Source organism: Maridesulfovibrio frigidus DSM 17176 (genome assembly GCF_000711735.1).
Taxonomy (GTDB): domain Bacteria; phylum Desulfobacterota; class Desulfovibrionia; order Desulfovibrionales; family Desulfovibrionaceae; genus Maridesulfovibrio; species Maridesulfovibrio frigidus.
Genome location: NZ_JONL01000006.1, coordinates 163,165 through 174,866, shown reverse-complemented (window position 1 = coordinate 174,866; position 11,702 = coordinate 163,165). Strand labels below are relative to the sequence as shown.

Annotated in this window: 11 protein-coding genes; 7 read left to right on the top strand and 4 right to left on the bottom strand. The window is 44.2% G+C overall.

The window, feature by feature from the left end; genetic code table 11:
• The first annotated feature begins 11 nt into the window (after positions 1-11).
• The 7 genes from guaA to BR06_RS0112850 all read left to right on the top strand — a co-directional run bounded on the left by guaA (position 12) and on the right by BR06_RS0112850 (position 5,435).
• A complete protein-coding gene (gene guaA, locus BR06_RS0112880; RefSeq protein ID WP_031483697.1) occupies positions 12-1,559 on the top strand; it encodes a glutamine-hydrolyzing GMP synthase in 1,548 nt (515 codons plus the stop codon).
• Between the two features lie 156 nt (positions 1,560-1,715).
• Positions 1,716-2,093 carry a Sec-independent protein translocase protein TatB gene (gene tatB, locus BR06_RS0112875; protein ID WP_031483695.1) on the top strand — a complete coding sequence of 126 codons (378 nt, stop codon included), beginning with the start codon at positions 1,716-1,718 and terminating at the stop codon, positions 2,091-2,093.
• Positions 2,090-3,211, top strand: coding sequence for a twin-arginine translocase subunit TatC (tatC, locus tag BR06_RS0112870; RefSeq protein WP_031483694.1), 1,122 nt, complete (start codon positions 2,090-2,092; stop codon positions 3,209-3,211). The genes tatB and tatC overlap by 4 nt, the downstream gene beginning before the upstream one ends.
• A gap of 40 nt (positions 3,212-3,251) precedes the next feature.
• A complete protein-coding gene (gene hisB, locus BR06_RS0112865; RefSeq protein WP_031483692.1) occupies positions 3,252-3,839 on the top strand; it encodes an imidazoleglycerol-phosphate dehydratase HisB in 588 nt (195 codons plus the stop codon).
• Complete coding sequence (locus tag BR06_RS0112860; RefSeq protein WP_031483690.1) at positions 3,839-4,495, top strand: hypothetical protein; 657 nt, start codon at positions 3,839-3,841, stop codon at positions 4,493-4,495. Before hisB ends, BR06_RS0112860 begins: the two co-directional genes overlap by 1 nt.
• Positions 4,492-5,220, top strand: coding sequence for a 1-(5-phosphoribosyl)-5-[(5-phosphoribosylamino)methylideneamino]imidazole-4-carboxamide isomerase (gene hisA, locus BR06_RS0112855; protein ID WP_031483688.1), 729 nt, complete (start codon positions 4,492-4,494; stop codon positions 5,218-5,220). The genes BR06_RS0112860 and hisA overlap by 4 nt, the downstream gene beginning before the upstream one ends.
• A gap of 8 nt (positions 5,221-5,228) precedes the next feature.
• Positions 5,229-5,435, top strand: coding sequence for a heavy-metal-associated domain-containing protein (locus BR06_RS0112850; protein ID WP_031483686.1), 207 nt, complete (start codon positions 5,229-5,231; stop codon positions 5,433-5,435).
• A 169-nt stretch (positions 5,436-5,604) separates the two neighbouring features.
• On the opposite strand, the gene gatA is transcribed toward BR06_RS0112850, so the two are convergent.
• From gatA to dnaK, 4 genes are all read right to left on the bottom strand, one after another.
• Entirely contained in the window at positions 5,605-7,071 is a 1,467-nt protein-coding gene (gatA, locus tag BR06_RS0112845) for an Asp-tRNA(Asn)/Glu-tRNA(Gln) amidotransferase subunit GatA (RefSeq protein WP_031483684.1), read from the bottom strand.
• Between the two features lie 62 nt (positions 7,072-7,133).
• Complete coding sequence (gatC, locus tag BR06_RS0112840) at positions 7,134-7,427, bottom strand: Asp-tRNA(Asn)/Glu-tRNA(Gln) amidotransferase subunit GatC (protein ID WP_031483682.1); 294 nt, start codon at positions 7,425-7,427, stop codon at positions 7,134-7,136.
• Between the two features lie 98 nt (positions 7,428-7,525).
• On the bottom strand, positions 7,526-9,577 hold the full coding sequence (locus BR06_RS0112835) for a penicillin-binding protein activator (RefSeq protein WP_235727728.1): 2,052 nt from the start codon (positions 9,575-9,577) through the stop codon (positions 7,526-7,528).
• Positions 9,578-9,784: 207 nt separating this feature from the next.
• Complete coding sequence (gene dnaK, locus BR06_RS0112830) at positions 9,785-11,698, bottom strand: molecular chaperone DnaK (protein ID WP_031483678.1); 1,914 nt, start codon at positions 11,696-11,698, stop codon at positions 9,785-9,787.
• Positions 11,699-11,702 lie beyond the last annotated feature (4 nt).

Here is an 11,702-nt window from a genome sequence, read left to right as displayed (position 1 = left end):
TAGGAGTCGTCATGAAACATGAAAATAAAGTAATTATTCTGGACTTCGGGTCTCAGTTTACTCAGCTCATCGCTCGCAGAATACGCGAAGTGGGTGTATATTCCGAAATTCATCCGTGTAATGTTGATCCTGAAAAGATTAAAGCTCTGAATCCCGGAGCATTGATTCTCTCCGGCGGTCCTTCCTCCGTGCTCGAAGCTGATTCTCCTCAGCTTGATCCTGCATATCTCGAAATGGGCGTGCCTGTTTTAGGTGTATGCTACGGAATGCAGCTTCTTACCCACTACATGGGCGGAAAAGTTGTATCTTCTGAAGATAGAGAATATGGACGCGCTCAGTTCAACGGTAGCGGCGAGTGTTCTCTTTTTCAGGGAATCGAAGGGCTGGATGATCTCACCGTCTGGATGAGTCACGGAGACCGTGTACAGTCCATTCCTGAGGGATTCGAAGTTTGCGGAACAACAGAAAGTATTCCTTTCGCAGCAATGGCTGACGAAAAGCGCAAAATATACGCGATGCAGTTCCATCCTGAAGTTGCTCATACTGAAAGCGGAAATACAATGATTTCCAATTTCGTATTTAAAATTGCAGGACTCAAAGCGGACTGGTCCATGTCTTCATTCGTTGAAAACAGCATTGAAGAAATGCGCAAACAGATCGGTGATGCACAGGTTGTACTCGGCCTTTCCGGCGGCATTGATTCAACTGTTGTTGCTGTTCTTCTTCACAGAGCTATCGGAAAAAGATTGCATTGTATTTTTGTTGATAACGGATTGCTTCGCATGCATGAGCGTGAAGAAGTTATCGGTTTCCTCGAAGAGCATTTTGACCTCAACGTTAAGTGCGTTGACTCTGCAAGACGTTTCCTTGATCAGCTTAAAGGTGTTGAAGATCCTGAAAAGAAACGCAAGCTTATCGGCTATACTTTCATTGATGTTTTCGATGAAGAAGCAACAGCTCTTAAGAATGTAAAATTCCTTGCACAGGGAACTTTGTACCCTGATGTTATTGAATCAGAATCATTTAAAGGCCCTTCAGCTGTAATTAAGTCTCACCACAATGTTGGCGGACTTCCTGATGATATGGATCTTGAACTTGTTGAGCCGCTCCGCGAACTATTCAAAGACGAAGTCCGTAAAGTTGCTGTAGAACTTGGTCTTCCTGATCATATCACTTGGCGTCAGCCTTTCCCTGGTCCGGGGCTTGCTATCCGTATTCTTGGTGAAATTACTGACGAAAGACTTGAAATATTGCGCCAAGCAGACAAAATCGTTCAGCATGAACTTCATGCTACCGGCTGGTATCGTAAGATCTGGCAGGGATTTGCAGTTTTGCTTCCTCTCAAGACTGTTGGTGTTATGGGTGATAACCGCACGTATGAGCACGTAATTGCTTTGCGTATGGTTGACAGCCTTGATGCTATGACAGCTGATTGGAGCCGCATTCCTAATGATATTCTTGCTCGTATGTCCAACAGGATTATTAACGAGGTTAAGGGTGTTAATAGAGTTGTTCTTGATATCTCCTCCAAACCACCAGCCACAATTGAGTGGGAGTAAATTTACTTCCTCTTAAGGCGTAGAAAAAGTTTTGGAAATCAGGTACAAGAGCACAACAATTCATGAAAAAGCCTATATGGGATTCACTGTTTGAATCCCATATAGGCTTACAGCGTATTCGTGGTTTTTTTGCCATAACGAATTTAAGGAAATAATATGTTCGGAATCGGTACAACGGAACTTATCGTCATTTTGGTTGTAGCTCTGATTATCATCGGACCTAAAAAACTTCCCGAACTCATTAAAAACCTTGGTAAAGGTTTATCTGAAGTTAAAAAGATGTCTAATGACGTCAAAAGTACTTTAGATGCAGAAGTCTCTGCTGCGGATAATGAAAGAGAAGCTAAAGAAGCACGCGAGAAAGAAGAAGCTCGCAGAAAAGCTGAAGTAGAAGCTATGGATAAAGCTCGTGCAGCAGAAGCTGAAGAGCTTGAAGCTGATAAGCTTAAAGCTGAAAATCTTAAAGCTGAAGATAAGGCTGAAACTGTAGCTGAAGCTCCTGCCGAGTCCGGTTCTGAAGGTGGAAAGGCATGAGTGGGGCTGAAAAAGACTCGCGTGAAGCAGGACAGGAAGATCTAGAAGGCAACGAAGATCTTGAGTCGTCTGACGCAAGCACTGACGAACCATCTGATAACGAGAAAGACTCATCCGATTCCGCTGAAAATGTGGCGGACGAAGAAGATGTGGATTTAGATGAGGATGAAGAAGAACCTGCACAGACTTTCCTCCAGCATATGGAAGAGTTGCGTAGACGTTTCGTTCGCATCTTCATTGCATGTGGTATCGGTTTCTTAGCTTGTTACTCATTCGCGAAGCCTCTTTTTGGATTATTAATGGCTCCGCTTGTAGCTACTTTGCCGCCAGATTCTACTCTTATCTTTACCTCTCTGCCCGAAGGATTTGTCACTTATCTTAAAGTTTCCTTTGTGGCTGGATTTTTTGTTGTTTCACCGTATATTTTTGCTCAGATCTGGGGCTTTATCGCTCCGGGACTTTATGAACATGAACGTAAGTGGATGATTCCTCTTGCATTCCTGTCAGCATGTTTCTTTGTTGGTGGAGCTTTATTCGGCTATTATGTAGTATTTCCTTTCGGTTGTGAATTTTTCATGGGCTTTGCTGACGAATTTATTCGTCCTATGCCTACGCTTCGAGAGTATTTGTCATTCTCATTGAAGCTCTTATTTGCCTTCGGTGTAATTTTTGAAATGCCACTTTTTATCTTTTTCTTGGCACGCCTCGGAGTTGTGACTCATACTTGGCTCCGCGCAAAACGTAAGTATGCAATTCTGATCTGTTTTATATGTTCTGCCGTTTTGACTCCTCCGGATGTCATTACTCAGACTTTGATGGCTGGGCCGCTAGTTATTTTGTATGAAATTGGTATTTGGATATCATATTTCTTCGGCAAAAGAGGCGGGCGTCTAGAAGAAAAAGCTAAAGCTAAGGCTGCTGCTGAAAACGGCGATAATGATCCTGATGATTCCGGTCCCGACGGCGGTGGAGCTGCAGGAGAAACTGTTGCTGATTCAGATTCATCTGATGCAAAGGCTGAAAAGCCTGCTGAAGAAAAAGCCGATGCTGCAAAAAAAGAAAAGCCTGATACTAAAAAAAGTAAGTCTGATTACGACGAAGATATGATCGAAATGTAACGGTGACCCCTTTGGTCACCACTCTCAGGAGAGGATGGTTATGCTTAAAAGATCTGCATCAATTGCCCGGACCACGAAAGAAACAGATATAGCCCTCTCATTAAATATTGACGGTGAAGGCCGGACTGATATTTCTACTGGTGTGGGATTTGCTGATCATATGCTTACCCTCATGAGCTTTTGGGCCGGGTTCGACCTTGACCTGAAATGTAAGGGCGACCTCGAAATTGACAGCCACCATACACTGGAAGATATAGCGCTTGTTTTCGGACAGGCTCTGACTGAAGCTATGGGTGATAAAAAGGGCATTAATCGTTATGGTTTTGCCAAGGTGCCTATGGATGAAGCTCTCGTAGAAGTCGTTATTGACCTTTCCGGAAGAGCATATCTGGTGTATGACGATGATATCCTGCCTGAGATTATTGCCGGTGATGAGCGGGATGTATGGCGTGAGTTTTTTAAATCACTGGCTTTTAAAGCTGGGATGAATTTGCATATAAAGTTTGAATATGGCCGGAATGGTCATCATCTTCTTGAGGGCGCATTTAAGGCTCTCGGCTTGGCCTTCAGGCAAGCATTGGCTGTAGAACGGCAAGGTGTAACTAGTACTAAAGGGAGTCTTGATTAATGAAACGGTTTATCCCTCTTTTTTTGATTTGCTTTCTAGTTATGCCAGCATTGATCGGCTGCCAGAGCAAAAGTGAAGTCGTCAAGCTTCCACGTCCAGTCGGTACTGTTGCCATTGCAGGTTTTACAAATCCAGTGTTTAACTGGGAACTTTTAGCAGGCTACCTTCCTCAGGAAGGAAACCCTATTGATAAAAAAGTTTTAGAGAAACTTGATGCTAAAATGGTCGAAATACTTGGGAAGCATGATGTTACTGGTTTTGCTCGTCCGGCTATTACTCGTCAGTGTCAGGAAATTGAAGTTTTTGAGAACATGGGCTCAAGACGTGAAGCCGCTTTTAGCTATTGGGTGAAGGTTGGCGAGTGCATGACTTCTGATTATATTCTCGTTCCGCAGATTTTGTTTTGGCAGGATCTACGAGGTATGAAACAGGCCGATTTGAATATTCAGCCTGCTTCTGTGGTTATTGATCTTTTTCTTATCGATGTTAACAACAAGCGCATTGTCAGACGATTTCATTATGATGAAACTCAGGAGCCCTTGTCCGAAAATCTGCTTAATGCAGGAAAGTTTTTCGAACGTGGCGGTAAATGGGTGACAGGAATTGAACTTGCTGATGAAGCCCTTGAGAATGGACTTATGGAGCTTGGTTTATGATTATTTTTCCAGCTGTAGATATTAAAGATGGTGTTTGTGTTCGTCTTGCTCAGGGACAGGCTGATGCTGTCACCGTTTTTTCAAATGACCCAGTAGCTCAGGCAAATTACTGGGAGAATCAGGGCGCTCGTTACCTTCATGTTATCGACCTTGATGGCGCTTTCAGTGGCGTTCCTAAGAATTTCGAATTGATTAAATCTATCTGTTCTGAGCTTAGCATTCCTGTTCAGCTTGGCGGCGGAATTAGAGATATTGAAACTGCAGCAAAATACATTGAAGCCGGAGTTAAGAGATTAATTATCGGAACAATGGCTCTTGAAGAAGAAGCAATGTTTGCAGAACTTTGTGCGCGTTTCCCCGGTCAGATAGGTGTGTCTCTTGATGCTGTAGACGGTAAGCTAAAGTCTCGCGGTTGGGTTGAAGACGCAGGTATCTCTATTTATGATATTATTCCTCGCATTGAAGCGGCTGGAGCTGCATTTATCATTTATACTGATATCAGCAGAGACGGCATGGAGGTAGGTGTAAACACCGCAGGGCTTGCTGAGCTTTGCTCTAAGACCAAGCTTCCCGTTATTGCGGCAGGCGGAGTTGCAACCTTGGAAGATATCATTAATTTGTATCCTCTTGCTTCTAAAGGGCTTGAAGGCGCAATTTCAGGTAAGGCTATTTACACTGGTTCTCTAAATCTTGTTGAAGCCATTGAATGGATTGATAACAATTAGGAGCCGCTATGAAGACTATTGAAATTAAAGGTATGAGTTGTCAGCATTGTGTCGGTTCTGTAGACAAAGCTTTAAACTCTATCGAAGGTCTCAAGAATATCAGCGTAAACCTTGAAAAAGCAGAAGCAACTTTTGACGAAGATGTTTCTGTTGATGAAGCTAAAATCAAGGACGTAATTTCCAAGATTGGTTTCGAACCTGGTGCTGTTAAGTAAGTTTGATTTATTGCTAATTTTAAAGCCCGTATTTCTTAAGGAATACGGGCTTTTTTTATGGAAAGAATTGAACCTGAAGATCTAACATGTCCGTGCTTTTTTAAAGCAAAAAAAATCCCCCGCAAATTAACTTTGCGGGGGATTTAGTTTTAATAACTTACGAGCTAAATTAGAACTTCTGCGGTTTGGAAAAGTCAGGCAGATTTTTTTCAAGTACATTCGCAGCTTGGAGCATTGTAGTTTCGCCAAATGCAGGTGCCATTAGCTGGAGTCCTACTGGCATGTTGGTGTCTTTACCGATTCCTACTGGCAGGCTCATTCCGGGCATTCCTACAAGGTTTAAAGAAATGGTGAATATGTCCATCAAGTACATCTGCAACGGATCAGCTGTCAGTTCGCCAACTGGGAAAGCAGTGGTAGGGCAGGCTGGTCCGGCAATGAGGTCACATGACTCGAACGCTTTTTCAAAATCATTACGCATCAAGCGGCGAATCTGGGCCGCTTTGCAGTAATATGCATCGTAGTAACCAGCTGAAAGAACGTATGTTCCGATGATGATACGTCGCTGTACTTCGTCACCGAATGCTTCGGTACGGGACTTTGTGTACAGATCAATCAGCTCGTCTGCGTCCTTGGATCTGTGTCCGTAGCGAATGCCGTCAAAGCGTGAAAGGTTCGAGCTGGCTTCGGCCATTGCGATTATGTAGTAGGTAGCGATGGCGTACTCTGTCATGGAAAGTTTGACAGGTACGGTTTTAGCGCCGAGTTCTTCTGCCTTTTTGATGGCGTTTTTACACGCTTCAGAAACTTCCTCGGAAAGCCCTTCGCCCCAGTACTCTTCCGGCAAGCCGATGGTCAGTCCTGAAAGGTCTGTGCGTTCAGCAAGTGCTTCGATGTAGTTCGGAACTTCGCAGTTAACGGATGTAGAATCACGTTTGTCGTGGCCTGCAATGACGTTAAGGATTCTTGCGGAGTCTTCGACAGTGCGTGTCATAGGCCCGATTTGATCAAGGGATGAACCGTATGCGATCATTCCGTAGCGGGAGACTCTTCCGTAGGTAGGCTTTACACCAACACATCCGCAAAAGGATGCAGGAAGTCTGATGGAACCGCCCGTGTCAGTACCCAGAGCCGCAAAACACTGTCCTGCTGCGATCGTAGCCCCTGATCCACCGCTTGAGCCACCGGGGACTCTGCTGAGGTCGCAGGGGTTGCATGTGGTCTGATAAGCTGAGTTCTCAGTTGTGGAACCCATGGCGAATTCATCCATGTTAGCTTTAGCTATGATGATGGCGCCTGCTTCTTTTAACTTGGCAACAGAAGTCGCATCATAAAAAGGAACGAAATTTTCTAGAATTTTAGAACCGCAAGTAGTCGTGATGTCTTTGGTGGCAAGGACATCTTTAATTACTACAGGCACGCCCCAAAGAGGCTTGGATGCGTCCGGGCCTTGCTTGTCCATTTCTTCCGCTAGCTTGAGTGCGTTTTCGCCATCTTTAGCAAGCAGAGCTTTAATTTTAGGTTCGGTTTTTTCAATTTGATCTAGGCATGCTTTTACCGCTTCAACAGCAGTAACTTCACCCGCAATTAATAGAGAGTGTATTTCCGTGAGCGATTTTTCTATTAGTGAGGACATTTATTTAATCCGTGCAGTCTTTATGTTTGAGAAAAAGGGCAACTAAATATTTTGAGTATGCGCTATACAATTCTTGGAACAACGAAATATTGACCGTCAGAATCAGGGGCGTTGGCAAGGATCTCGTCCCGAGTGTGTTCTTTCGTCACAACATCTTTTCTGAGCACAGTTGTATGCTCAACAGGGCTGAACATAGGCTCAACATCTTTAGTGTCGATTTCGTTAAGCTTATCCATGTAGGAAAGAATATTATTTAGCTGTCCTGCGAATAATTCTTTTTTCTCTTCAGATAAATCCAGACGCGCCAGACTTGCTACCTTCGCAACTTCGTCTGTACTGAGTTTAACATCACTCATTGAAGTCTCCTTATTAATATATCGATTTGTGGCTGTAATTCTCAATTAAATAATTCTATCCGCAATTTCTTGCAGGAAATTATTGAGGGTGAAAAAGCCTATTGTTTTGATTCAGCTTTGGCTGTGTTTGCTTTCTCAAGTTCTTCTTGAGTCTTCTTCCAAGCACTTACGCGGCGAGATCTTTTAGTCTTAGCATTTGCAAGCGTCTTTTTAACAGTAGAAGCGTCGATCTTCGTTTTTCCGTTTGTCTCAGGGCGGAACAAGAACAGTTGCTGATGTGCCTTACCGTCAGCAGTCCAGCTGATAGGGGCTAGGCTGAAATCGATGTGCTGTGCTTCAGCAATTCTTGCGTTAACCTGTTCTGGAGTCCAGCCCGGTGAAAAAGTTCCGAGTTTGCTTGAAAACTTAATGAAGTCATAACCAAGTGCAACCCAGAAGTCTGGCTTACCTAGTCCTTCGCGATTCATAACTTCTTTTAAGCGTCCAGCTCCATCACTGGCAGACCACCAAGCTCCTGGAGCAATAGTCAGCTTAAGGTTCTGAGCCTCAACATCTCTGGCTGAATTAAGAGCCTGACTCCACAGTTCCGGTCCGAGAAATAGAAGTGTGTCAGCTTCGTGAAAGAAGAAGTGAGGGATAAGAAGCTGGGCCTGATGCCAAGTATCCGGAATGAACACCGCTCCGAAATCTGTTTCAGGGAGTGGTGCGTCTTCGCCGAGTCCATCAGCTTTATTTTCAGCCTTTTTTTGCGGAGCTCTTACAAGCTTACCGACAACTTTGCCCCATTTGGGGAAATCGTTAGGCGGGTATGATTCCATACCTGTAATTTTGGCGCCGCGCTCTTTAGCCATGTCCCAGAAAATTTGAGACATCTGTCGTCCAAACTTTTCCTGCGGATATAGAATTGCAAAATCTTTAATTCCCATATCATTAATCGCCAAATCAAGGGACGCTCTGATTTGATCTTCAGGGCTTGAGAAAAATCTCCAAGCCTGTCTTCCTTCTTCTAAATTTCCGGGCTTAGCTAGAAACGAGAAGGTAACTTTTTCAGTGTAGGTTTCGGCCAGCTCCAGCTCTTTAAACGCTTTAACGTTTATAGGTCCGCCGAGAACTGTATACCATGGTGGTAAGTTCTGAACTCGCTCGATCCAGTCAGCGTCTTCGGTATTAATTACCTGAACATCAACATCAAGTCCGGCTTTGGTCAGTTCCCACTGAGCAGCACCTGCTCCGCGAATAATTTTCCAACCGTAATCCTGAAAGCGTCCTGAAATAGGAAGTACAAGTGCAATTCCAACGCGTGGAATTCCATATTGTGCTTCAAGATCAGCAATTATTTTATTAAACCCCGGTTTGTCGATGATCTGCCCGCGCTGAACAATACCTGACATGGTCCGCCATGCCATAGGCCAGTATTCTTTAGCTGAGGATTGTCTCGCCGCTTTTTCAAAAAGAATGAGTTCGTATGGGAATTTTAAATTATTTTTTGCTGATATAAAGGAAGAATTTTTTTCAAGGACTTGCTCGGACTTATCGCTAAGACCTGCAATGAACCATCGTTCCAAATCTTTTCTGTCATCATCATTGGGTGCAATTGTATATAGTCTTTCCAGTGCAGCCATGGATTCTTCGCTCTGGTCCAGAGTTGAAAGATTTTTACCAGCTTCGGAACGAATGTCCCAAGGTAGGTTAGTATCTTCCATTGTCTGAGTCAGGTGTGCGCTCAGTTGTGTGAATTTTTTAGTGGCAAGTAGTGAGTCAAAGTAATATTTCTGCCATATTTCAGAATTGAGTGCTTCTGGGGAAAGATTCTTCCACTCTGCAAGTCTGGCTTCCGCTTCATGATAGTGCCCAGAATTATACGAGCTGATAGAAAGCCTTTCGAGTGCTACCAGAGTAGCATCCTTAGGGATGTCGGCACGTTCAATCAGGCGCGTATAGTAAAGTTCACTGGCGATATAATCCCTTTTCAACCAAGCTTGATCAGCTGTTTTTACTAAATCTTTCGTAGAAAGCATTTGAGTAGAAATAGTTGATCCAACAGGTTGCTTTTGGAGTGATATACAACTTGTAGTTGCGCCCAGTAGTGTGGCGACCAGAACAATAGCAAATATATTGGAGAAAAGCCGAGAGGATTTCTCTTGATTCATTGATTTTTCCATGCACAGTTTGTGGCCCATGTAAGTCAATACGTCAATGGATTTGGACTTATCATGGTCTATTTAAAAAAAATCCGGCCAACTCTTTTTAAGGAGAAGGCCGGATTAAACTATACTGAGTGGATAGTCATTGCAAGTGCAGGATTACTGAATTTTTAACCTATGTCGGTTTTAAGCAGACTCCCGCCTTAAGCAATACTAGTTTTTAACTTCGGTGTAGTCAGCGTCGACAACATCGTCGTCAGCTTTTTCACCAGCTGGGCCGGCTGCGCCAGCATCTGCTGCGCCTTCAGCGCCGGCATCTGCCTGACCCTGATTAGCGTAGAGCTGTTCTGCAAGCTTATGTGAAGCCTGTGAAAGCTCTTCAGTAGCTGCCTTGATTGCTTCTTCATCATCGCTATCGAGGAGGCCTTTAAGGGCTTCAGCTTTTGCTTCGATGTCAGTTTTAAGCTCTGCGTCTACATTGTCACCGACTTCACGTAATGATTTTTCGGTTGTGTAGATTAAAGAGTCAGCCTGATTGCGGGCTTCAATGAGGCCCTGCTTTTTCTTATCATCATCAGCGTGAGATTCAGCGTCTTTGACCATCTTATCGATTTCTTCTTCAGATAGTCCGCTGGAAGCTGTGATCTGGATAGACTGTTCTTTGCCAGTACCCATATCTTTTGCTGCAACTTTTACGATACCGTTAGCATCGATGTCGAATGTTACTTCGATCTGAGGAACACCGCGTGGAGCTGCTGGAAGACCAGTCAGTTCGAAGCGTCCGAGAGTCATATTATCTGCAGCCATTGGGCGTTCACCCTGTAGTACATGGATGGAGACAGAAGGCTGGTTTTCAGCAGCAGTTGTGAAAACCTGACTTTTACGACTCGGGATAGTTGTGTTTCTTTCGATGAGCTGAGTGAGAACTCCGCCCATTGTTTCGATACCGAGAGACAGAGGAGTAACGTCAAGCAGGAGAACGTCAGTGACGTCACCAGCGAGGATACCACCCTGAATGGATGCACCCATTGCAACAACTTCATCAGGGTTCACAGAACGGTTAGGCTCTTTGCCGAAAAGTTCCTGAACTTTCTGCTGAACGAGAGGCATACGGGTCATACCACCGACGAGGATAACTTCGTCGATATCAGATGCTTTAAGGCCAGCATCTTTAAGAGCTTTCATGCAAGGCTCTTTGGTGCGGTTAACGAGGTCTTCAACAAGTTTTTCCAGCTTAGCGCGGGAAATCTTAACCATAAGGTGTTTAGGGCCGTTCTGGTCAGCTGTGATGAATGGCAGGTTAACTTCAGTTTCAGTAGAAGTGGAAAGCTCTTTTTTAGCTTTTTCGCCAGCTTCTTTGAGACGCTGTAAGGCCATGCGATCCTGAGAAAGGTCAATGCCGTTTTCACGTTTGAACTCTGCTACAAGATATTCAATGATATTATGGTCAAAGTCTTCGCCGCCGAGGAATGTGTCCCCGTTAGTTGCGCGAACTTCAACAACGTTGTCGCCGACTTCAAGGATAGAGATATCAAATGTACCACCACCGAGGTCGAAAACAGCAATTTTTTCGTTAGCTTTTTTATCAAATCCGTAAGCGAGGGAAGCAGCAGTAGGTTCGTTGATAATACGCTTAACTTCGAGTCCTGCAATACGTCCGGCATCTTTTGTTGCCTGGCGCTGAGAATCGTTAAAGTAAGCTGGAACGGTAATAACTGCTTCAGTTACTTCTTCGCCGAGGTAAGTTTCAGCATCTTTTTTGAGCTGCTGAAGGATAATAGCTGAAATTTCAGACGGGCTGTATTTTTTGCCGCCGATTTCAACCCATGCGTCTCCGCCTTTACCGTCTACTAGTTCGTAAGGGCAATGTTTAGCCCACTGTTTCACTTCAGGAGAATTTACCTGACGTCCCATGAGACGTTTGATAGCGAAAACAGTTTTTTCAGGGTTGGTTACAGACTGACGTTTCGCAATTTCACCTACGAGACGTTCTTTGTCAGTAAAACCTACTATAGAAGGTGTTGTACGTCCGCCTTCTGGGTTTGTTACGCATTTAGGGTCTTTCCCTTCCATTACGTATACACATGAGTTTGTTGTACCTAAGTCAATTCCTATAATTTTGCCCATATAT